At 35.0% G+C, this 25,258-nt stretch carries 20 protein-coding genes; all 20 read left to right on the forward strand.

The window, feature by feature from the left end:
* Positions 1-468: 468 nt before the first annotated feature.
* Positions 469-1,155: a methionine synthase gene (locus BMY18_RS17200; RefSeq protein ID WP_092456572.1), complete on the forward strand. Its 687-nt coding sequence runs from the start codon at positions 469-471 to the stop codon at positions 1,153-1,155.
* On the forward strand, positions 1,148-3,622 hold the full coding sequence (locus BMY18_RS17205) for a homocysteine S-methyltransferase family protein (RefSeq protein WP_092456575.1): 2,475 nt from the start codon (positions 1,148-1,150) through the stop codon (positions 3,620-3,622). The genes BMY18_RS17200 and BMY18_RS17205 overlap by 8 nt, the downstream gene beginning before the upstream one ends.
* Positions 3,623-3,726: 104 nt before the next feature.
* Positions 3,727-4,362: a redox-sensing transcriptional repressor Rex gene (locus BMY18_RS17210; protein WP_092456578.1), complete on the forward strand. Its 636-nt coding sequence runs from the start codon at positions 3,727-3,729 to the stop codon at positions 4,360-4,362.
* A 21-nt stretch (positions 4,363-4,383) separates the two neighbouring features.
* On the forward strand, positions 4,384-4,986 hold the full coding sequence (locus tag BMY18_RS17215; protein WP_092456581.1) for a hypothetical protein: 603 nt from the start codon (positions 4,384-4,386) through the stop codon (positions 4,984-4,986).
* Positions 4,987-4,997: 11 nt separating this feature from the next.
* Positions 4,998-5,357 (forward strand): holo-ACP synthase, encoded by a 360-nt coding sequence (gene acpS, locus BMY18_RS17220; RefSeq protein WP_092456585.1) that lies wholly within the window; start codon positions 4,998-5,000, stop codon positions 5,355-5,357.
* Between the two features lie 488 nt (positions 5,358-5,845).
* Complete coding sequence (locus tag BMY18_RS17225; RefSeq protein ID WP_207647456.1) at positions 5,846-6,016, forward strand: hypothetical protein; 171 nt, start codon at positions 5,846-5,848, stop codon at positions 6,014-6,016.
* A 106-nt stretch (positions 6,017-6,122) separates the two neighbouring features.
* Positions 6,123-7,931, forward strand: a complete 1,809-nt coding sequence (locus BMY18_RS17230) for an NAD(P)H-hydrate epimerase (protein WP_170841467.1) — start codon at positions 6,123-6,125, stop codon at positions 7,929-7,931.
* 28 nt (positions 7,932-7,959) lie between these two features.
* On the forward strand, positions 7,960-9,144 hold the full coding sequence (alr, locus tag BMY18_RS17235) for an alanine racemase (protein WP_092456591.1): 1,185 nt from the start codon (positions 7,960-7,962) through the stop codon (positions 9,142-9,144).
* Positions 9,145-9,255: 111 nt separating this feature from the next.
* A complete protein-coding gene (locus tag BMY18_RS17240; protein WP_092456594.1) occupies positions 9,256-9,603 on the forward strand; it encodes a type II toxin-antitoxin system PemK/MazF family toxin in 348 nt (115 codons plus the stop codon).
* Positions 9,604-9,700: 97 nt separating this feature from the next.
* Positions 9,701-11,011, forward strand: a complete 1,311-nt coding sequence (locus tag BMY18_RS17245) for a hemolysin family protein (protein WP_092456597.1) — start codon at positions 9,701-9,703, stop codon at positions 11,009-11,011.
* Between the two features lie 13 nt (positions 11,012-11,024).
* Positions 11,025-11,732, forward strand: coding sequence for a putative ABC transporter permease (locus BMY18_RS17250; RefSeq protein WP_092456600.1), 708 nt, complete (start codon positions 11,025-11,027; stop codon positions 11,730-11,732).
* A gap of 34 nt (positions 11,733-11,766) precedes the next feature.
* Positions 11,767-13,047 (forward strand): O-acetylhomoserine aminocarboxypropyltransferase/cysteine synthase family protein, encoded by a 1,281-nt coding sequence (locus BMY18_RS17255; protein WP_092456603.1) that lies wholly within the window; start codon positions 11,767-11,769, stop codon positions 13,045-13,047.
* A 47-nt stretch (positions 13,048-13,094) separates the two neighbouring features.
* A complete protein-coding gene (locus BMY18_RS17260) occupies positions 13,095-13,391 on the forward strand; it encodes a hypothetical protein (protein WP_092456606.1) in 297 nt (98 codons plus the stop codon).
* A gap of 380 nt (positions 13,392-13,771) precedes the next feature.
* Entirely contained in the window at positions 13,772-14,314 is a 543-nt protein-coding gene (rbr, locus tag BMY18_RS17265; protein WP_092456609.1) for a rubrerythrin, read from the forward strand.
* A gap of 22 nt (positions 14,315-14,336) precedes the next feature.
* On the forward strand, positions 14,337-15,083 hold the full coding sequence (locus tag BMY18_RS17270) for an ABC transporter permease (RefSeq protein ID WP_092456612.1): 747 nt from the start codon (positions 14,337-14,339) through the stop codon (positions 15,081-15,083).
* A 1-nt stretch (position 15,084) separates the two neighbouring features.
* Positions 15,085-15,687, forward strand: a complete 603-nt coding sequence (locus BMY18_RS17275) for an ATP-binding cassette domain-containing protein (RefSeq protein ID WP_170841468.1) — start codon at positions 15,085-15,087, stop codon at positions 15,685-15,687.
* A gap of 115 nt (positions 15,688-15,802) precedes the next feature.
* Positions 15,803-16,294: an acetolactate synthase small subunit gene (ilvN, locus tag BMY18_RS17280; protein WP_092456617.1), complete on the forward strand. Its 492-nt coding sequence runs from the start codon at positions 15,803-15,805 to the stop codon at positions 16,292-16,294.
* A 27-nt stretch (positions 16,295-16,321) separates the two neighbouring features.
* The gene (ilvC, locus tag BMY18_RS17285) at positions 16,322-17,335 is read left to right on the forward strand and encodes a ketol-acid reductoisomerase (RefSeq protein WP_092456620.1); all 1,014 of its coding nucleotides are present in this window, start codon (positions 16,322-16,324) and stop codon (positions 17,333-17,335) included.
* 400 nt (positions 17,336-17,735) lie between these two features.
* Positions 17,736-18,569: a MerR family transcriptional regulator gene (locus BMY18_RS17290; RefSeq protein WP_092456624.1), complete on the forward strand. Its 834-nt coding sequence runs from the start codon at positions 17,736-17,738 to the stop codon at positions 18,567-18,569.
* A 133-nt stretch (positions 18,570-18,702) separates the two neighbouring features.
* Complete coding sequence (locus BMY18_RS17295) at positions 18,703-25,248, forward strand: pectinesterase family protein (protein ID WP_092456627.1); 6,546 nt, start codon at positions 18,703-18,705, stop codon at positions 25,246-25,248.
* The last annotated feature ends 10 nt before the right edge of the window (positions 25,249-25,258 follow it).

Below are 25,258 nucleotides of genomic sequence, written 5' to 3' on the forward strand. Positions count from 1 at the left end.
GAAGGCGGCAGACACCGTTCATCTAAGATGTGGTACTGCCGCCTCTACGCAATCATGATGCTCCAACATCTTGATGCATGGGAAATGCCATCTGTCGAGGCATTTCAAAAAACATTTAAGCTGAGCGCTTAATATCCATAAGGACAATTCCTATTTTAAGGCATAACTTTCGTTATGTCTATTTCTCGTACACAAAATCTCTTCTTTTTTTTCAAAACAACCAATATTCAATTGTCAATTTACATTTGCACCAGTAGATGCTAACTCCGAGAAGTTATTAATATACATGTTAGAATATGTTAGAACTATTCGATATGTGTATTTAAAACGTGGTAATAGAGAATTTTTGATGATTTTATAGACAAAAATAGTTATATAGAATAAAATATGAAATAAATGTAGTATGTTACAAATATAACATGATATAAACATAACATTTTATATTCTAATACTAGAATAAGGAAATAAATGATGACAAATGAGATTGTATTGGAAAAATTAGACCAAAATGAAGCTTTAAGATATTTGGGATATGGTGGAAATGCGCCAGATACAAAGGTTCAGGACCTTTTAGATGAGTGTGAAGAATTATTACACAGTATTGCAAAGCCAAGATTTGTATATAAGGTATTTGATATAGATTTAGTACAAGAGGGCGTGGCAGTATTAAACACGAACCTAGTTATGCCAGGTAACTCAATTAAAGAACATCTAAACGGCTGTGAAAAAGCAGTGCTTATGGGAGTTACAATATCAATGGATGTGGACAGGCTGCTAAGGAAAACTCAGGTTAATGATATGACAAGAGCTGTAATTATTGACAGTCTTGCAAGCGTTGCAGTTGAGCAAGTTTGCAACAAAATAGAAGAATTTATAAAAAAAGATTTGGCTGAGTACAATCAAACTTGGAGGTTTGGTGTTGGATATGGCGATTTACCACTCAATATTCAAGGTGACTTTTTAGATGTTATAAATGCTCCGAAGCAAATAGGATTATCTGCTAGCAAAACTAACATGCTGATTCCGACTAAGTCAGTAACGGCAATAATAGGACTTTCAAAAAAAGAAATAGTAAAAATAAAAAGAGGCTGTCAGACATGTAATATGAAGGACAGTTGCACATATAGGAAAAAGGGTGGGCATTGCAATGTTTAGAGAATTATTAAAAAATGAATATGTGATATTTGATGGTGCTATGGGTACAATGCTACAAGCAGCAGGGATGAAAATGGGTGAGACACCTGAAGTTCTTAGTATTACGCAACCAGAATTACTAATCGATATTCATACACAATATATTAATGCGGGTGCACAGGTTATATATGCGAATACGTTTGGTGCAAACAGCTATAAATTAGAAGATAGTGGTTATTGCGTTGATGAAATAGTAAAAGCTTCAATTGCAAATGCAAAGAAAGCTTGTAAAAATGTAGAAAATATAACAGGAAAAAAAGCGCTGGTTGCACTTGATATTGGTCCAATTGGGCAAATGCTTGAACCTACAGGGACACTTAGTTTTGAGGAAGCGTATGAAATATTTAAAGAGATAGTAGTTGCTGGTAGGGATGCGGATTTAATTGTGTTTGAGACAATGACTGATTTACTTGAAGCGAAGGCTGGGGTTCTTGCAGCGAAGGAAAATAGTGAGCTGCCAGTTGTATGTACAATGACATTTGAGATGAATATGAGAACATTTACAGGATGCAGTGTCTCAAGTATGGCACTTACACTTTCTGGACTTGGGGTTGATGCACTTGGCGTTAACTGTTCACTCGGACCAAAAGAATTGGTTCCGGTTGTGGCAGAATTATCAAAATGGACGAAGCTACCTATCGTTGTCAAGGCAAATGCAGGACTCCCTGATCCAGTAACCAACTCTTATAATGTAAGTGCATATCAATTTGCAGAATATATGAAAGAATTACTTCCTTATGGAATCAAAGTACTAGGTGGATGTTGTGGAACGAATCCTGAATATATCAGTGAAGTTGTTAAAATGCTCACTCTAATTCAAAATACTGGAATGAATAATGTAAAACAAGCAGATATAGTACATTTGGCTAAAATTCCAGCGGCGGTTTGTTCAGCTACAAATACAGTTACAATAAGTGAGCCAAGGATTATTGGTGAAAGAATCAACCCAACAGGTAAGAAATTATTTAAAGAGGCATTGTTAAGAAATGATATAGATTACATTTTAAATCAAGCATTGGATCAGATTCAAGCGGGCGCAGATATTCTTGACGTCAATGTTGGATTACCAGGAATTGATGAAAAGGAAGTAATGGTTCGAACAATTAAGTCGTTGCAGGCTGTCGTTGATGTTCCACTTCAGATAGATTCCACAATTCCAGAAGTTCTTGAAGCTGCACTTAGAGTTTATAATGGTAAACCGATTGTTAATTCGGTTAATGGTGAGGAAGAGTCATTAAATAACGTTCTGCCTCTTGTAAAAAAATATGGTGCAGCAGTTGTTGGACTCACATTGGATAAGAATGGTATTCCGCCAAAAGCAGAAGAACGATTAGCAATTGCTAAAAAGATTTTAGATAGAGCAGTATCAATTGGTATCCCTAAGGAAGATGTTTATATAGATTGCCTTACTCTTACAGCCTCAGCTGAGCAAGCGGCCGTGATGGAGACGCTAAAAGCCGTAAATATGGTTAAGACACAACTTGGGCTAAAAACGGTACTGGGCGTGTCTAATATTTCCTTTGGACTTCCCAATAGAGAGCTTATTAATCACATTTTCCTTACAATGGCGCTTACAAATGGCTTAGATCTTGCAATTATTAATCCCAATATAGAGGCAATGACAGGCGCGATAAGAGCGTATAAGTTGCTAGCAAATATTGATGAAAACTCAATGGGATTTATTAGAGCTTATTCAGATATGTCTAGAGTTCCTAAAATGCAGCCGCTATCTATAAGAGCGGGAAAGGCAGAAATAAGAAACGACAACATAGGAAATGATGTAAAAAATCATGAAGAGATACGAGAATATGGAGATTTATTCTATGCAGTAGAAAATGGCTTGAAAAATGAAGGGGCTCAAATTACTGAGGAACTTCTAAAAACAAAGGATTCAATGGAAATCGTAAATGGAATATTAATTCCAGCTTTAGATAAAATCGGAATGCAATTTGAAAATGGAACAATTTTTCTTCCTCAGCTTATAATGTCAGCGGGTGTAGCGCAAGCGGCATTTGAAGTGATTAGAAAAAAGATAATTAAAAATGATTTAGCACCAATTAGCAAAGGAAAAATAGTGATTGCAACAGTAAAAGGTGATATTCATGATATTGGGAAAAATATCGTTAAGGTACTTCTTCAAAATTATGGATATGACGTAATAGATTTGGGTAAAGATGTTGAATATCAGGCAGTAGTTGATGCAGTAATAGAACATAATGCAAAGTTGGTTGGATTATCAGCACTTATGACAACTACACTTGTTTCAATGGAAAAGACAATTGCTCTTATTCATAGCCATAATCTTGATTGTAAGATCATGGTTGGAGGCGCTGTTCTTACAAGTGAGTATGCAAAGACAATTGGAGCTGATTATTATGCAAAAGACGCAAAAGAATCTGTTGATATTGCAAAAAAAATACTTGGATAACTAAAAATTTTGACATTTATTTTTTAAAAAGCTATAATATATTTAATTGAGAAAAATATAACGAATAGAATATATATATATATATATTTAGGGAGGAACATGAAATGGACAACAATAAAATAATATCTTCAGCTGTAATTAGAAGACTTCCTAGATATTATAGATATCTAGGTGAACTGATGGAGGGTGGAATTCAACGAATTTCATCAAACGAATTGAGCACTAAGATGAAAGTTACTGCATCACAGATAAGACAGGATCTTAATAATTTTGGCGGTTTTGGACAACAAGGATATGGTTATAATGTAAAATCATTATACGATGAAATCGGAAAAATTCTTGGAATTGACCACACACATAATATGATTATTATAGGCGCTGGTAATTTGGGACAAGCCATCATTAATTACAAAGACTTCGAAAAAAGAGGCTTTATCATAAAAGGTGTTTTTGATAACGATATGAAACTAGAAGGAAAAACAATCAGTGGAGTATTGGTTAGAATGACGGATAAAATGACAGAGTTTATCATGGAGAATAATATAGAAATAGTAGCACTTACAATTCCTAAAAAATGTGCCAGAGAAATCGGCAAAATAGTCGCAGATGCAGGAGTAAAGGCTATTTGGAATTTTGCACATACCGATTTGAATTTGCCAGATGATGTAATAGTAGAAAATGTTCATTTGTCAGAAAGTCTTATGAGATTATCATACACAATTGCAAATAAGTCCAAATAATATAGAGAGTTGGAGGTTTTTATGGCTGAAATTACGATAGATAGGCTTAAAGATAATGTGGCCTTTAAAAAGATTCCAATTTTGACTTTAGATGAAAGATGGTATCAGTTAATACCGGATAAAGATAAGTCAGATGAAATCAAAAGTCTAGAGAAAAATTTAAACGATTTACTAAAGAAGCAAGGACAAGTAAATACTGATCTTAAAGAAGTTAAGAAAATAAAATCAAGACTGATTCAAGATGTTGTTGATAATATGGAAGACGAAAATGTGCCAGATTCAAATCATCAAAAGAAGATGAGTCAAAACCAGCGACTGATTCAAGAAGCAAAAGAAAAAATAGGTTCACTTGAAGATGAGTCGCTTGATGTACCAATATTTTTACAAGAAGCGAATCAGCAATTAATGGTGGCTACAGTTAATTATTGTTATAAGAAGCTAAATGTTAACAAAGATGATATTTTGCTTTTAGAAAAGTGGATTAGTGAGACAAGAATTAAACTGAAGAAAAATCTACTAATTAAGCAAGACAAAGAGATTAAGAATCAGCAGGTATATTCATTTATGCATGATTCATTAGGCCCTGATATGATGGGACTTTTGGATAAGATTAACGAACAATAAAGGTGAGCTTTATGATTATTGGAATAGGCAATGATATGATTGAAATAGAACGAGTTAGAAAAGCCTGTTGTAAGGCTACATTTCTGACTCGTTATTTTACTACAAAAGAGATAAATTCATTCGGGAAGAAACCGGTATCTTTAGCTGGAAACTTTTGTGTAAAGGAATCTGTTGCTAAGGCATTTGGTACGGGATTTAGAGAGTTTTCATTGATTGATATTGAAGTACTTAGAGATGAACTTGGCAAACCATATGTTAATCTGTATGGTAAGGCTGAAGAAGTTGCTGTTAGCCTTGGCATTAAAAAGATACATGTGTCTATATCTAATTTGAAGGAGTTGGCATCGGCGGTGGTGGTGATTGAGGGGTAGTGTGAACGGGTGATATCAATTTATAATGATTGATTTTGCCAGCCTTTCCTTCAAGCAGCATGTTCTTTACAAGCCTCAGAGATGATAAAAAGGCTGGCGAACGGGTGATATCAATTTATAATGATTAATTTTGCCAGCCTTTCCTTCAAGCAGCATGTTCTTTACAAGCCTCAGAGATGATAAAAAGGCTGGCGAACGGGTGATATCAATTTATAATGATTAATTTTGCCAGCCTTTCCTTCAAGCAGCATGTTCTTTACAAGCCTCAGAGATGATAAAAAGGCTGGCGAACGGGTGATATCAATTTATAATGATTAATTTTGCCAGCCTTTCCTTCAAGCAGCATGTTCTTTACAAGCCTCAGAGATGATAAAAAGACTCGCTTACGCTCATTTTTTATCTGAGTCTTGACATAACATTAACGCTGCTTTCAGCCGGTCTTTGGCAAAACCAATCATTATAAATTGATATCACGATTTACACTCGGAGTGGCGCTAGAAGATAAAAACAAAGACAAAGACAAAGACAAAGACAAAGACACAGATAAAGACAAAGATAAAAACAAAGATAAAGACAAAGATAAAGACAAAGATAAAAACAAAGATAAAAACAAAGATAAAAACAGAGACAACACAAAGACAAAGACAAAGATTAAATAAAGATAAAAATATAGGCAATAATAAAGGCAATAATAAAGGCATGAGGCATTGGTGAAATTATAGTTGGTTGATGTGGGTAAGGGATGGAAGATGGAGGCTAGTGGGTATGAAGTATGTTCTTGATTCTAAGCAGATGAAACAAGTGGATAATTTCTCTATTAAAAGGATTGGGATGCCCTCGTTGGTGTTGATGGAAAGAGCTGCTTTGGGTGTGGCGGGTTTGATAGAGAGCAAATTTTCTGAAAAAAGTAAGATTGTTTGTGTTTGCGGTAGTGGAAATAATGGGGCAGATGGGATTGCAGTGGCTAGGATTTTATTTGAAAAGGGTTATGATGTTACTATTTTAGCAGGTGTGGTTGGAACATCTGAAGGGGAGACGCAGTTATCAATAGCCAAAAAATCTGGCATTAAAATTAAAAAATATACACGAAACAAAATAAAGCTTAATGAATATAATTTAATAATAGATGCTATATTTGGAATTGGACTTTTAAGAAATATTGAAGGTAACTATGCTGATTTGGTATCAGCCGTGAATGATTCAAAAGCGAAAGTGGTATCGGTGGATATTCCATCCGGTATTAATTCTACAACTGGACAGATTATGGGAACTGCGGTGAAAGCGGATTACACAGTGACTTTTGGATATAAAAAAATCGGTTTGTTGTTATATCCAGGTGCAGATTACTCTGGTAAAGTCAAGGTAGTAGACATTGGATTTCCGAAAACTGTAATTCGAAAAATAGCGAAAAAAGCATTTACTTTTACGGGTGATGATATCAATTTAATACCGAAGAGGATGAAAAATTCTAATAAAGGTATGTACGGTAAAGTTCTTGTAATTGCAGGATCAGAATATATTGGTGGTGCTGCTTGTCTAGCCGGAATGAGTGCATATAGAAGCGGCGTAGGACTTGTTAAGGTTTTAACCCATCAAAATAATAGAGATGCGATCCTTAAAGCGGTTCCGGAAGCGTTGATTTCAACTTATAATTCGAATTATGGTGTTGAGCAGATTGAGAGTATTATTTCAAATGAACTAGAATGGGCTAGCTGTATCATTATTGGACCGGGAATTTCAAAAAGTGAGATTGCTGTAACGTTGACAAAATATGTAATCGGTAATACCAAAGTCCCTACAATTATAGATGCGGATGCGTTGAATATAATGGCAAATATAATTGCAGATGCTAAGACAGGGGCTAATACAGAGGCTAAGATAGAGACTAATACAGAGGCGAAGATAGAATCTAAGATAGAATCTAAGATAGAGACTAATATAGAGGCTAATATAGAGGCTAAGATAGAAGCTAAGATAGAGGATAATACAGAGGCAAAGATAGAGACTAATACAGCGGCGAAGATAGAGGCTAATACAGAGGCTAATATAGAGGCTAATACAGAGGCTAATACAGAGGCTAATGCAGAGACTAAGACAGAAACTAAGATAGAAACTAAGATAAATAAAAATATATTTACAAATGAGGATGGAGTATCGTTTATATTAACTCCACATATTGGTGAAATGGAACGAATATCTGGTTTCGATAAGCGAACAATTAAATCAGATCCAATTAAATATGCAAGTGAGTTTGTAAAATATTTTTCAAAGACTTATTCAGAAAATCTCAATATTATCTGTGTTATGAAGGATGCAAGAACGATTGTTACTGATTCAAATGGATGTGCCTATATTAACACATCAGGAAACAGCGGCATGGCGAAAGGTGGTTCTGGCGATGTCCTTACAGGAGTAATTGCAGGATTGATTTCAAATAAGATGTCATGTTTTGATGCTGCTTGTATGGGCGTATATGTTCATGGTCTTGCAGGTGATGAAAGTGCTATAAAAAAAGGTCAATATGGAATGAAAGCAGGGGATATTATTGATAATATCTGTGCTGCTATGAAATAAATATTAGTTTATTTGCGAAAGGATAAAAATGGGAAAGTATTATAGAGTATATGCAGATATTAATCTAGATGCGATTGAAAAAAATGTGGAAGCACTATTGAGCACTACAAAACCTGGAACTAGGGCTATTGCAGTTGTTAAAGCTGACGGCTATGGTCATGGAGATGTAGCTGTTTCAAAGACAGTATATAATAAAGTATTTGGTTACGCTGTTGCAACAATTGACGAGGCTATTAATCTTAGAGAAAATGGTATTGATAAACCAATTCTTATTTTGGGATTTGTAAATCCAGATGACTATCCAAAGCTAATAGAGCATGATGTAGATGCAACAATATTTGATGTAGAAACAGCGACGATGCTATCAGATGCTGCAGTAAAAACAGGAAAGAAATCATTATGTCATATAAAAGTAGATACAGGAATGAGAAGGATTGGATTAGAGCCTGATCAAACCGGTATTGAGATTCTTAGAAAGATAAAATCACTACCAATGCTAGATGCCAGAGGTATTTTCACTCATTTTGCGGCTGCTGATGAATTGGATAAAACATCTGCTCATATTCAGTTACAAAAGTTTAACACATTTGTTGACTGTCTTGAGAAGGAAGGGATTACATTTGAAATGAAACATTGTTCTAACAGTGCAGGTATCATTGATATGCCAGAAGCGAATATGGATTTGGTTCGACTCGGAATTTCAATGTATGGAATGTATCCATCCGATTTCGTAAATAAGAATAATGTAGATTTATTGCCAGCGTTAGAACTTAAAAGCCATGTTACAATGGTAAAAGTAGTTGAGGAAAATCAAAAAGTGAGTTATGGAGGAACATTTGTAACTACAAGGCCTACAACACTTGCTACGGTTTCAATAGGATATGGTGACGGATATCCAAGAGCTCTTTCTTCAAAAGGTTATGCGTTAATCAATGGGCAAAAAGCGCCGATCGTAGGTAGAGTTTGCATGGATCAGATGATGTTAGATGTAACAAATATTGGTGAAGTCCATAGAAATGATACAGTTACATTGATTGGAAGAGATGGAGATAATTATATTTCGGTTGAGGAAATAGCTGATTTAGCTGGAACGTTCAATTATGAGTTTGTCTGTGATTTAGGGAAGAGAATTCCAAGAAATTATTATTACAATGGTAAGTTTATTGGAAGCAGGGATTATTTCCATGAACAATGGACTTTAAAATTAGAGTAAATAAAATTTAATAAACATTTATATTAAATAACTGAATACACACCCGTAAGCTGGAAATAATAATATTGAAGTGAATAGACTTCAAAAGCTATTTAATGGAGTGTGATTGAATTGGTTATAAAAAGAGGGGACATATTTTATGCTGACTTAAGACCCGTAGTTGGCTCAGAACAAGGCGGCATCCGGCCGGTACTTATAATTCAAAATGATACTGGAAATAAGCACAGCCCAACTGTGATTTGTGCAGCGATAACGTCCAAAATGAATAAGGCAAAATTACCTACTCACGTAGAAATAGATTCTTTGAAATATGATATAGTAAAAGATTCCGTTATTTTACTTGAGCAATTACGTACAATAGATAAAAAAAGGTTAAAAGATAAAGTATGCCATCTTGACAACGAAATAATTGGTCAAGTAAATAAAGCTTTGAAAATCAGTCTGGAAATGAATTTGTAGAATGTTAAGTGAGATTTGAAACTTCAATACATATTGACTGTGTAAGGCGATATATGGTATATTTTAACTAAATTTAAAGTTATGAAAGGTGAACAATATGTATAAAGGGGATCCCACTCTCGGGATAGGCATTTTTTTAGTATTTATACTTATTAATGCGATTTTATATGGCTTTGGTGCAGCTATTCAAACGGTAAATGAAAATGTAATAGAAGAAAGAGCGAGAGAAGGAGATAAAAAATCTCAAATACTTCTCAAGTGGATTGATAACCCTATGAAATTAATTAATTCAATTCACATTGCGACAATTATTATGAATATGGTAGCAGGTGCTTATCTTATTCAAATGATTGTAGAAGGTGTAGAGAATGTTTTTGATATTGGTAATTACATATGGATTTACTGGGTTATCATAATATTATTAATTATTACACTTGCAGTATTTGGTATATTTGTGCCCAAGAAGACAGCTACTAGAAATCCCGAAAGATTTGTGTATACATTTTATGGTATCGTAATATTAATACTTACAATTGTATTTCCAATTACATATGTTATAACCAAGATTAGTAATGCAACAATAAAGTTATATGGTATTGCTCCCTTTGATGGTGACGATAATGTTACAGAAGAAGAGATTATTACTATGGTAAATGAAGGTCATGAGCAAGGAGTTATTCTTGCAAGTGAAGCAGAGATGATAACTAATATTTTTGAGTTTGGAGAAAAGGAAGCCCAAGATATTATGACTCGAAAAAATATTATTGCGATTGATGGTAATAATACTATAGATGAAACATTCAGCATAATTATATATGAGAGTAATTCTAGATTTCCTGTGTATGATAGAGATATTGACAATATAGTTGGAGTTCTACATTTTAGAGATTTAATGAAAATCTATGCGGATTGTTCGAAGAGAGAAAAATCACTGATTGATTTGAAAGAGGAGCTTCTTTACGACGCGCACTTTATTCCCGAAACTCGTAATATTAATGCTTTGTTTAAGGCGATGCAGTCTAAAAAAATTCATATGGCGATTGTAATAGATGAGTACGGACAGACGTCTGGAATCGTTACAATGGAAGACATATTAGAGGAAATCGTTGGAAACATTATGGATGAGCATGATGAAGAAGAACAGTTTATTACACATGAAGCGGATGGTTCATATATAATGGACGGTTCAACAATGCTTGACGATATTGAAGATATTCTAGACATTGAATTTGAAGATAAAGATTATGATACACTGAATGGATTTATGATATTTTACCTTGGGAAAATTCCAGAAGAAGGAGAATCTTTTGAAATTGAGTACTGTGGTTATGTGTTTACAATAATTAATGTCGAAAGCAAAATGATTAAGAAGGTTAATGTGAAAAAAATAGAAAACGATATTGTATAGGAATAAATAAAATATGGTGAATAAAATTGGTAATAAAGTTATTGGATTTTTTAAAAGACAAAAATATAACGACAATCCTAAGTCATATGCATATGCGCTAAGTGCCTACAAGCTTATATGGTTATTTGCGATAGGATCATTTGCAGGTTACTTGATAGAAACCGGATGGTACTATATGATTAGAGGCCATTTTGTTAATAGACAAGGCCTTGTACTTGGTCCATTTAGCCCTATATACGGAGTAGCAGTAGTTGGATTGACTTTGATATTTTATAGAATTAGACATATTAATGCATTGTATATTGTTTTTTTGATCGGAATTAGTGGAGGAGTTTTTGAATATATTTGTTCAATTCTTCAAGAGAACATACTAGGTACAAAATCGTGGGATTATAGTAATATGCCTTTTAATTTCAATGGAAGAACTAGTGTCAAATTTATGATAATTTGGGGTATATTAGGAATGATATTTATTAGGAATACATATCCTTTTTTAAGTAGATATATAGAAAAGATTTCAGGCGATATAGGAAAAATATTGGCAATCGCAATTGTTGTTTTTATGTTATTTGATTGCATCTTCTCGCTTGGAGCAACAGTGAGACAAAAAGATAGAAGAAATGGAATTCCGGCTGCTAATGCAGTAGAACATTTTTTTGACAGCTATTATACAGATCAAAAATTAGCGAAAATCTATACAGAAATTAGAATTGTAAATTAATGAAAAAACATATTACGGAAATGGAGAAAAAAACATGAATAACTATAGTATTGAAACAAAGTGTATACAAAGTGGTTGGCAACCAAAGAATGGCGAGCCTAGAGTCCTTCCAATATACCAAAGTACAACATTTAAATATGACACAAGTGAACAGATGGGAGCATTATTTGATTTAGAGGAATCAGGATATTTTTATTCTAGATTGCAGAATCCAACAAATGATATTGTTGCCAGTAAAATCTGTGACTTGGAAGGTGGCGTAGCAGCTATGCTTTTGTCATCAGGTCAGGCTGCAACCTTTTATGCTGTATTTAATATTTGTGAAGCTGGAGAACATATTGTAAGCGCTTCAACAATTTATGGCGGAACTTTTAATCTTTTCAGTGTGACAATGAAGAAGCTTGGAATTGAGTGTACATTTGTTGATCCGGATGCATCGGAAGAAGAAATCCAGAAAGCTTTTAGACCAAATACAAGAGTCCTTTTTGGCGAGACAGTCGCAAATCCAGCACTTGTTGTGCTTGACATTGAGAAGTTTGCTAATATTGCACATAAAAACAACGTTCCATTGATTGTTGATAATACATTTGCAACTCCAATTAATTGCAGACCATTTGAATGGGGTGCTGATATTATCACACATTCTACAACAAAATATATGGATGGACATGCAGTTTCACTTGGAGGCTGCATTGTTGACAGTGGTAATTTTGATTGGGCAAAATACGGTGACAAATATCATGGACTTACTACTCCAGATGATTCTTATCATGGAATTGTCTATGCCGAAAAATTTGGAAAAGGTGCATATATTACAAAAGCGACAGTTCAACTTATGAGAGATCTAGGTTCAATGCAGTCACCTAATAACGCTTTTTTATTAAATCTTGGACTTGAAACACTACATCTTAGAGTAAAACAACATTGTTTTAATGCTCAAGAGGTTGCAAAATATCTCGAATCCAATGATAAAGTTGCATGGGTTAATTATGCTGGACTAGAGGGAAATAAATACCATGAATTAGCTAAGAAATATATGCCGAATGGTACCTGCGGTGTCATTTCATTTGGCCTTAAGGGTGGTAGAAATATAGCTACTAAGTTTATGGATGGGCTGAAACTTGCAGCAATCGTTACGCATGTTGCGGATGCTAGAACTTCAGTACTTCATCCAGCAAGTCATACACATAGACAAATGACAGATGAACAACTAATTGAAGCAGGGGTTCAACCTGATCTTATCAGATTTTCAGTTGGGATTGAAAATGTTAATGATATTATTGCAGACATTGAACAAGCATTAAAAGCAATATAAAAAGTACTATTCACGTAAGTTTTAGCTATTATGTAAAGGGGAAACATATGGCAATAATTGATCTAGAATATGACACGAATGGTTTAGTCTGTGGAAGACTAACGATTGGAAAAGATAATATCATTGTAATTGCAGACGAAGCCGTATACCAATTTTTCGGAAATGGATCACTTTATCCTGTTGATAAACTTGTTTATGAGGAGGATAGAGTGTCCTTTTTGAATTTGTCTCAAAATCGTGATAATAAGGATTCTATAATTATACGTTTCAAAAGATCGGATGGGGTGTATCGATGGTGTGTCGCTTTTGCAGTTAATAGAAATTTAGTAGTTAACGAACAGTAAGATTATATCAAATTCAAGTTACATATATGAACAAAATTATCTGGAATTATTCGATTAATATGGAATCAATACGATTAATAATGTTGAAAAATTAGCGGTTGATTATACTTATTCTTATAAGTTATGGAAAAATAGTGAGATTTGCTCTTCTTTGCAAATTTTAATAAAAGACAAAAATGATATGAGGGGATGATTTCATTTGATATCTTAGGTAAAATAAGAAGAAAATGGAGTGAGGTTGATATCTCAATTCTGTATATGATTGCAAAAACATTAGGTAAAGTAATTATTTGTGACATATAGATATTGAAATAGTAATAATTTTTATGCTCGTTTACTATAATATAATTATAGTTATATTATAAATGGAGTTAATGTTAATGAATCGATTTGAGGGAACAAAAACAGAAGAGAATTTACGTGAGGCATTTTCAGCTGAATCACAGGCAGCTATTAAATATACGTTTTTCGCTGAAAGTGCAAGAATTGATGGGTATGAACAGATGGGTAATATTTTTGATGATACAGCTCATAACGAACAAGAGCACGGTAGGATTTGGTATAAATTACTGAATAATGGTAGAATTGGTGATACTGAGGATAATCTTAAACTAGCAATTGCTGCAGAACGGTACGAATGGACGAATATGTACAAGAAATTTGCTGACGAGGCTAAGAAAGATGGATTTGATTCAGTTGCTAAATTATTTGATGAAGTAGGCACTATTGAAGCGATTCACGAAGCGCGTTTTCAAAAATTACTTGATAATATTGAAGATGGAACTGTGTTTACAAAAGAGGGTGGCGTAAAATGGCAATGTATAAATTGTGGGTTTGTCTACGTTGGAAAAGAAGCACCACTAGTTTGCCCGGTATGTGCATACCCACAGGGATTCTACCAGGTAAAATGCGAAAATTACTAGGTGTTTATGGAGAAATGAACGAATGACTAAGAAAGTAATGAAAATTATATTTGTTGTATTTATATGGCTTTCTATATGGCAGTTTATAAGTTATTTAACAGGACTTGAATTAATTATCGCAAGTCCTGTTAAAGTATTTATAAGCTTCTTTTCATTATTAAAGACACAGCTGTTTTATAAATGTATGATAAATAGTTTCGTTAAGATAATTTTAGGATTTATGATTGCATTTGTAACAGGTATTATTTTTGCTACGGCAGCTCATCAGTTCCAATTTATAAAAGAATTTCTGTCTCCACTTATTTATCTTACGAAAGCATTGCCGGTGGTGTCATTTATTATATTACTTTTAATATGGGCTGGATCTAAAAATCTATCAGTCTTAATTTCATTTATAGTTGTATTTCCGATGATCTATATAGGAACGCTGGAAGGCTTCAATAATTTGGACATTAAATTACTAGAAATGTCAAAAGTATTTCGAATGGGATGGCTTAAAAAGGCTAGGTATATCTATGCGCCTGAGATATTTCCATATATTATCTCAAATTGCAAAATAGCTTTGGGAATGTGCTGGAAAGCGGGAATATCGGCAGAGGTCATTGGACTGCCCTCGAAATCGATTGGTGAGCAGATGTATCTGTCGAAATTGTACTTAATGACGGATGATTTGCTGGCATGGAGTATTGCAATCATAATTGTCAGTGTGATATTTGAAAAACTCTTTTTAATAATATTAAATGGTATTAGAAAGGGGTTGGAAAATTAAGATGGTAGACAAGCTGAAAAATAAAATTGAAATTGAAAAATTATGTAAAAGTTATGGTAATAATCATGTGCTTAATTCAATTAGTTTTGAATTTGAAGCAGGAAAAATAAGCTGTTTAATGGGCGAGTCGGGAATTGGAAAGACAACATTGCTGAAAGTTCTGATGGGACTTGAAAAAAAAGATAGTGGTTTTGTTAGAGGAATTGATGAAGATACAAATATTTCAGCGATATTTCAAGAAGAGAGACTTTGCGATAATTTGACTACTTTAGGCAATATTTTAATGGTATGCGATAAAACAATATCAAAAGATACGATTAAAAAACAGCTATCAATGGTACTGCCAGAAAATGTTGCTTTAAAGAAAGTTTCACTACTAAGTGGGGGTATGCGTCAACGAGTTGCTATCGTTAGAGCGATGATTGTGAGCTCTGATATTGTATTGATGGATGAACCATTTAAAGGGTTGGATGTAGATACGAAGAAGGTAGTAATTGACTATATTAAAGCAAACCAGAGAGACCGAACGGTGCTAGTTGTTACGCACAATATTGATGATGCTACGATGCTTGAGGCACCCATTTGTATATTGACAAAGCAGTGACTAATTGCTACAATTAAAAAAGTGGCGATTTTATAGATATTATATAAATAGTTCGTGAAAAATTAATTATAGGTTGTCGCTATTTTAGTGATTACTGGAAAGGCAGGAAGTGTTTATGAGACAAGCAGTTTTATCTATTCTTGTGGATAATTCATCTGGTGTTTTAAGCCGCGTTGCTGGATTGTTTAGTAGAAGAGGGTATAATATAGACAGTCTTACAGTTGGTATAACACAGGATCCTAAATATTCGCGAATGACAGTTGCAGTGTCTGGTGACGACGATGTTTTAGATCAAATTCAAAAACAACTTTTAAAACTTACGGATGTTAGGGAGGTATTTGAATTACCGGGTGATGCATCAGTTTGTAGAGAATTAATTTTAGTAAAAGTGTTTGCATCTGAAAAAGACAGACAGACAATTATAGCAATTGCAGATATTTTTAGAGCAAAGATTGTGGATGTTTCAAAAGAATCAATGATTATGGAACTTACTGGTAATCAAATAAAATTGAATGCATTTACAGAATTACTTGATGGTTTTAAAATTACAGAGATTGCAAGAACCGGCTTGACTGGCTTAGCAAGAGGAGCTGCAAATTTAAAATAAATAATAATAAAATGGAGGTATTACAAAATGGCAAAGATTTATTATCAACAGGATTGCAATTTATCATTACTTGAAGGCAAGACAATCGCCGTTATCGGATACGGCAGCCAAGGACATGCACATGCGCTTAACGCAAAAGAGTCAGGTGCTAATGTAATTGTTGGTTTATATGAAGGAAGCAAATCATGGGCGAAAGCAGAAGCGCAAGGATTTGAAGTATATACTGCAGCAGAAGCAGCAAAGAAAGCTGATATTATCATGATACTTATCAACGATGAGAAACAAGCTAAAATGTACAAAGATTCAATCGAGCCAAACATTGAAGCTGGAAACATGCTTATGTTCGCTCACGGTTTTGCAATACATTTCGGACAGATCGTAGCTCCTGCAGGCGTTGATGTTACAATGATCGCACCTAAAGGACCAGGACATACAGTAAGAAGCGAATACAAGGCAGGTAAAGGCGTTCCTTGCCTAGTTGCAGTACATCAAGATGCTACAGGCAAAGCACATGAATTGGCACTCGCTTATGCGCTCGCAATCGGTGGAGCAAGAGCCGGCGTTCTTGAAACAACATTCAGACAAGAAACAGAAACAGATCTTTTCGGAGAACAAGCAGTACTTTGCGGCGGTGTTTCAGCACTTATGCAAGCAGGATTCGAAACATTAGTAGAAGCAGGATATGAACCAGAAAGTGCTTACTTCGAATGTATCCATGAAATGAAATTAATCGTAGATCTAATCTACCAAAGCGGTTTCGCAGGAATGAGATATTCAATCTCAAACACAGCAGAATACGGCGATTATATAACCGGATCAAAGATCATAACAGCAGATACAAAGAAAGTTATGAAAGAAATCCTAACAGATATCCAAGACGGAACATTTGCAAAGAATTGGTTATTAGAGAATTCAGTAAACGCTCCAAACTTCAACGCAATGAGAAAAAGAGCAGCCGAACATCCATCAGAAAAAGTAGGAAAAGAGCTACGTAAACTCTACAGCTGGAACAACGAAGAAAGCCAATTCATCAACAACTAGTGCGAACACTACAAGAAGAATAGTGATATAAAAAGAAGTCCCCGAAAATGAGCTCGCTCATTTTCGGGGACTTCTCTTTATATCAGCATGCGGCGCCAGCCGCATGTCGCTAGGCTCCGCCTAGCGACTATCCTTCTTGTAGTGCTCGCACTAGTTGTCCCCGTCCCCTCACAATCTTTTCCCTTTCCCCTCATAAATCCCATATCACAAACCCGTCCGCTAGGTCCACCTATCTCCGCCTATAAGCAATAAGCGCCGCCCATATACCCTTTCCCCAAAATTGGAAATCACAGGTCCATTCCCCCCAAAAAAACTAACAAACCCTAAAATATTCCCTATATCATTCCCCCCTCATTTCGTTATATAATAAACCTAATATTATATATAAGCGGGGTGTCTTATGAAGTATAAAATTAGCGAATTATCTAACCTTTTAAATGTTTCTACAAATACAGTAAGAAGATATGAACAAATGGGCTATATTACATCTTCTAGAACACAAGATAGCAACTATCGCTATTACAGTGAAGATGATATAACTAAATTTATGAACGCAAGGCTACTTCGAAAGTACGGATTTACACATACTGAGATCTCAAAAATGAAGAGCTATGATATGCCAGAATTAATCGCTTCAAATGAAAATAGAATGGAAAAAATGGACGAGCAAATTGCCTATCTTTCCAATTTAAGACATAGGCTAAAAGACGATATAGTATTAATGAAGAAGGTTGATGTATTTAAGCAGCCTGGTTACATAAAAGATTGCGTGCCGTTATCATATGTTTTGTATCAAAGTGGTGAGAAACTACTAAAGGAATCTAAAAGAATAATGACTGTACAAGATTATTTGTATTTATCACCAGAGGTGCAGCGAATTTATTTAATTAGAAAAGAAGATGCGGAAAATGATAATATAGTATTAAATATGGGATGGGCAATCAAAATAGTAGATTTGGACAGATATAACATTAAAGAAAATGAATATACTGAAAGATATGATAAACGAAAATCATTATTGACATTAGCGAAACTACCTGTAAATACTGATAAAATCAATAAGTGTAATAATGAACAATTAAAAGATATGTTATTAAAAGAACCATTGAAGTATATGAATGAACATAACTTAAAAATAGATGGAGATATCATAGGAATTGTGATTACAATCGTAATAGAAGATGATGAAGAGATGCAATATCTATTAATAAGTATTCCAATTGCAGAAATGTAAACGTTAAAGCTAAACGTTACTTTTTCATTTTAGGCTTTAAATGTAAAACTAATATTGACTATGACACAGTGTCACACTTTATAATAAAAGTAGCGGATAAGCGCAAATTTTATTATGGAGGTTTAATGAAAAAATGGGAAGAAAAGGAAGAAGGTACGTGAGCTCTCTATTAGTTATTGTCATGACGACAGTGTTTTGCCTAGGAAACTCGGCATTGTCGTTTGTTTCGGCAGCAGATAATAGAAAGATTGATGTATGGGATTTTGGTGGGGTCCAAGAAACTAATACAGATCTGTATACCAATAACATTACTCTTGCTGCTTGGGAGAGCTGCACTGATTTAGTCGCAGGGAAGTTTACGGTAATAGGTACAAAAGCATTTGGCGATCTTGCAGTGAAGTATGAAAAAGATGACCGAGTATATGCAATAGGAATAAAGAATGCAAATGCTTCACGTACGTCATCGTGCACGACAGCTTATGCAGATGGATATACAGCAAATGGCCAGTATTATTGCAATGGTAAAGGAAGTATTGACAAGAGAACAATCACGATCGCTAACGTAGTAGCAGGCGATAAAGTAGTTGTTTACATGGCTGCGCAGTCATTGGCTGCAGACTGTGTAATGCATTTTTCGTATACGGATGCTTTAATGCAAGATGATACAACATCATATACAAATACGGGTACGAAATATGAATTCGTAGCAAAATACAGTGGTACTTATAAAATTTATACTGACACAAATTCAGTTAAACCAATTTATAACAGAGTGGTTAGAATACCGGGTGTTGCAGTGTCTGGTTCAATTAATTTAGGCTCAAGCAGTATTTCGGGATACACTGTTAAATTTACAAATGATAAAACAGGAGCTGAAACTGAAGCAACATTGAATGGAACTAATTTTTCAGCAATATTAGCACCTGGAGATACATACACAGCATCACTTAACGGTGCAACTGGATTCGGCTTTACGAATGCATCTAAAGTAGTTACACCAGATGTGTCAGAGGTGATTTCAGGAAAGAATGGAGTATCTTTAAAAGTTGAATCAAAGTCCATATATAATTTTACAGGAAAAATCACTGGTTTTAATTCTTCCTATGATATATCAAAATTAGTAGTGACATTAGAAACTCCTACAGATTCATTATTTGAAGATGTTGCATTAAAAATAAATGCTGATTTAACATTTACGGCACAACTTAGTCCTGATGTTCCATACACAGTAAAATTAGGCAGTGTGAATGATTATGAAGTTGTATCTGGTGGAACGGTTAATAGCAATGTAGATGTTGCTGCTGATATTAATGTTTCTACAAAAGCATTATATGCAGTAACAGGAGGATTTAAAGATTTGCCATCTGGCAAGTCAGTTACAGCAGTAACTTTTACCAATGTTGATGATTCCTATGTATACACAGGAACAACGACAGCAACCGGATATTCAGTGAACTTAAGAGATGGCTCATATTCGGTGAAAGCTACAGTGGATGGATATACAACGAATACACATATTGTTGTAAGTGGTGCAGCTGTAAGCAAAGACTTGTTATTTGTAGCTGTTGATAAAACGGTAGTTCCAATTACACGTGTATCTGATGTTTATGTTGGATATTCGAACAAAGCGAACAATTATGCAACTGTAAATGCAGCAATCGCAGCTTGTAAGGCAATGAATCCTACTATCGAAGCAGATAGAATTACAGTACATATTGCTCCCGGAACATACAGAGAACAGGTTATTATTTCCACGCCTTATATATCATTGGTGAATGATGAACAAGGACAGGTTTTATTAACATGGTATTATGGAATTGGATATACTTATTTTAGCGCTGATTCTACAGGATATTACAATGCAGAAAGTGCATATGATCAATATAACGAAAAAACTGTTGCAAAATGGGGATGTTCAACTTATATACAGAATACTGCAACCGGTTTCAAAGCAGAAAACATTACATTTGAGGCATCATTTAATAGATACATCACAGATGAAGAAATCGTTGATGGTGTAACTGCATCAGGAGAATCAATTAATTTTGCCAGAAAATATGGAGCAGATGTTACTGCAAAAACAGCAACAGAAAGAGCCACAGCAATGGCAGTTGATGCCGACAAAGTAGAATTTTATAACTGCTCATTCCTTGGTGGACAGGATACTTTATACACCAGTGGAACGAATACAAGTAGCTATTATAAAGATTGTTTTATCGAAGGTAATACAGACTTTATCTTTGGTGATGGCAATGCAGTATTTGATGCATGTAATATTTCGTGGAAAGGTTATAGTGACACAGCGAATGCAGGATATCTTACCGCTGCAAAAGATGTTGCAACTTATGGTTATTTATTCAGAAACTGTACAGTAACTGGTAATGATAAATTGAAAGTAGCTGGTGGTGCATTTGGTAGACCTTGGGGTGCAAATGCAAAAGTAAAATTTATCAATACAAAGCTTGAAAGTGCTGACTTGATTTCAGATGTAGGATGGGCTGACATGAGTGGAGCGCTTGCAACTGGAGCAAAGTTTGGTGAATACAATACAACTGTACTTGATGGAACTACAGAAGACACTTCAAAACGAGTAACTGGTGTTATGGATGCAACAGCTGCAAGTGCAATAAATGTAACAAATTATTTTGGAACATGGGTACCATCTCATTATACAGCAGAGGATGCAGCTGTTGCGCTTTCAGCAACACCATCACTTACTGATAATGGAGATATTAATGCTCCATATCCAGGACATACATTAACCGTACATTATTCGCTAGGTGCTAAAAATGACTTGAGCGATGCTTCAACAATTCGTTGGTATAGAGTTAATGCAACAACAGGAGTAGAAACACTTGCAAAAGTTTCTTCAGCATCAGCTGGAAATTCATATACAATTACAACTGCTGATCAAGGATTCTTGATTAAAGTAGTTGTAATTCCTGAATCAATTAGTGGAACAGTAGGAGCATCAAAATCATATCAGGCAGATGCATTTGTTAGAACTGGATATGAAGATCCTACAGCAACTGGAGGAGATATCGTATTAGGGGATGGTGTGAATATTTTTCTTGCAGGGGATTCAACAGTTAAGGATTATTCAACAGCAGGAATGTATATGTCAGGAAAAGCGCAGTCAGAAGGATCTTGGGGCGAATATCTCCAGTCATTCTTTGACTCAAAGGTAGTAAAGATTCAAAATTATGCAAATGGTGGAAGAAGTACAAGAAACTTCATTAATGAAGGCTCTCTTGATAAAATTTCAGCTAAAATAACAACAGGCGATTATTTACTGATTCAATTTGGACATAATGATTGCGCAAATAGTTCAGGATATTTAGCGGACAGGTATGTTCCACTTGGCACACCAGATGCAAATGGAATTTTTCCTGTGACAGCAGGAGCTAAAGTTGATAATATTTATACATATGATTGCGGTGCAACATATAAGTGGTATTTGTTACAGTACATCAATGCAGTAAAAGCTGCAGGCGCAACACCTGTTTTAGTGACACCAGTGTCAAGACAGTACTATAACGCCGATGGTACAATTAAGCCTCATCATGATTCGACAGATACAACAACCGGCACTTATGTAAGTTCTAATGATGCATACGTAACAGCAATGAAACAACTTGCAGTAGAGCAAAATGTATTATTGATTGATGCATTCCAGCTTACTAAGAATATGTACCAGGCAGCCTATACAGCAGATTCTACAGCAGCAAATGGCGTTTCTACATATGGCAAACAAGTTATGGCTCCAGGAGACAGCACACATAGTAATAAACTTGGTGGTTTGATCAGTGCTGCATATATGGCAACTACAATTCAGTCAATGAATTTAAATATTTCATCAGCAATTCAGAAGCCAAGTCAGATTGCAGGAGAAACAGGAGATGGCAAGCAAGTGTTTTCAATCAATGGAAATAATCAGTTAACTGCTTTTGCCTCAGATGATAGTGGCAACTTTACAGTTTCAGCAACGTACTGGCAGACATTAGGCCAGACCTTAATAACTGCAATTGGAAATTATACAGCTCCAGTTATTGCCGATGCAGACTATACTGCAGTGACAGCAGCAAAAACAGCAGTGAATATTCTTACAGCAGCTGATTACAAAGATTTCTCAGCAGTAACAGCAGCAGTTGCAGCAGTACAAACTGGTTTAAAGGTTACAGACCAGACTAAAGTAGATGCAATGGCAAAAGCAATCAATGATGCAATTGCAGCATTAGTAAAAGTGGTACCAGCAGCACCTTCAACTATTTGGATGGTTGGCGATTCAACAGTATGTGGTTTTACTGATAATTATTATTATCCAAGATATGGATGGGGTACTCAATTAGGCAATTATCTTGACGGTTCATTTACAATTCAAAACCTTGCACTTTCAGGAAGAAGCTCTACAAGCTACACATTAGATCCACAGTATCAGACATTGCTTACTGGGATGAAGAGTGGAGATTTCCTATTTATAGGATTTGGACATAATGATGAAAAAGCAGAGGCAGCTAGATATACGAATCCAAATGGATCATATACAGAGGCCGGATCATTTGCTAATTCATTATATGAAAATTATATTAAACAGGCAAAAGCGGCAGGCGTTACGGTTGTATTATGTACACCAATCGTAAGAAGAACTGCAACAGGTATATGGTCTGACTCAAATCTTCACATTACAACTACAATTGGAACTTTTCCAGGTGGAGATTATTCAAAATCAATTAAAGATTTAGGAACAGCACTTAGTATTCCAGTTGTTGATATGACATCACTCACTAAGTCATTATATGACACACTTGGTGCAGCCGAAACACTATATCTACATGCATGGACATCTTCAAAAGAAGCAAGTGTAGATAATACACATACAAATATCTGGGGTGCAAAGTATAATGCATACCTTATTACAAAGGCTTTAAAAGGCTTGAATGTTAGTGGCCTTTCATCACATGTAATTGATGCAGTTGCACCTACAAAAGTAGGTAATTTAGTTTCAAATCCTTTATTTGTTGAGTCAGGTTATACAGGTCAACTTACAGACAGTTTGTTATGGCCTAACCTTGGAATCTGGAAAGGTACTGTATTTGGAAATGTTGGCGGTCTTCCGTCAGCAACAAATCAGAAACTTGAAGCGGATAGCAATGGCAATATGCATATTGCAGTTACAGGCGATAAAGGAAAGATAGCTAGCGCAGTTGACGGTTTTGCAATGTACTACTATAAAGTTCCAGCAAATAGTACATTTACACTTTCAGCAAAAGCTAAAATTAACGCTTATGCATCAAATGATCAAGTTTCATTTGGATTGATGGCTAGAGATGAGATGTATATTGATTCATTAATAACCACAGCAATAGGTGATTATGTTGTGGCAGGACCTTTGAAATTAACGAAGGTTGCAACGCCTACTGTACCAGGCAGTATATGGAATTGCTTTGCAAGAAAGAGCGGAGTTCTTACACAGGGCGGTACTTGTGCAAACGCGATTGCGGTTGGAGACACATTAAATCTTAAGATTGAAGGCAATTCTGATGGATATGCTTGCACACTTGGAAATGAGACAACAATAGCAGGAGGATTTGATTTCAAGTTAACAAGTATTGATTCAAATTATGTATATGTTGGTATGTTCGTTGCAAGAAATGCAGACATTACATTCAGTGATATCAAACTTATCGTTGATGGAGTCGAAGTAGTAGCAACAACAGATCCAGGAACAAATCCTGGAACAGAGGTAGCTGCAGATTATTCAGCAGTTACAGCAGCGCTTGAAGCAGCAAAAGCGCTTATAGCAGCTGATTACAAAGATTTTTCAGCAGTAACAACTGCAGTTAATGCAGTTCAGACAGGCTTGCTTACAGCAGATCAGGCCAAAGTCGATGCTATGGCAAAAGCTATCACAGATGCAGTTGCAGGTTTGGTAAATAAAGTAGTCGTGTTACCGGCTGAAATCGTAGCGTCTAACAATCAGATAATTACATCTAGTCAAATATTGGATGTTATAAAAACATTAACGAAAGACCAAGATCTTTTGATTGATGTTACGAAAGGATCAGTTAATGAAATAAGCAGTGATGTATTTAAGGCAGCAGCGCAAATGAATTCGACAGTAGTAATCAAGGTAAAAGATTGCACATGGGAATTTTCAAATCTTTCTGCAGACACAACAGTATCTTTGAAATCACCTGTTGTTACTATCGATGCAAAAATTGCAGCAGTAACAGATAAGTTAGCTACAGCAGCAGGATTTGATACAAGTAAAGTTGTACAACTAAGCTTTGAGCATAGTGGTGCATTACCTGGAGAAGCTAAGGTTACATTGAATGTAAAAGGGAAGTATGACGTTGGTACTACATTACATTTCTACTACTTTAATGCTGAAACAGGTTTGTTTGAAAGTTTGCAGACATGCACTGTTGATGCAGATGGAAATGTTGTAGTGACATTAACACATTGTTCTGATTATGTATTTACAATAGAGGAACTTCCACAGACATTAATAGTTGTAGCAAATCCAGTAATTATTGATACAAATGTTTCAAACACTTCTGACCCAAGCGTAAAAGTAGCAACTGGAGATAGTACACCAATTGTGGGACTATTCTGCTTGTTTATTTTATCAGCAGGAGTTGTTTTAACTGTAAGAAGAAAAAGATTAGTAGTTAAGTAGTACAAATAAT

The organism is [Clostridium] fimetarium (assembly GCF_900111235.1).
Lineage (GTDB): Bacteria > Bacillota > Clostridia > Lachnospirales > Lachnospiraceae > Clostridium_N > Clostridium_N fimetarium.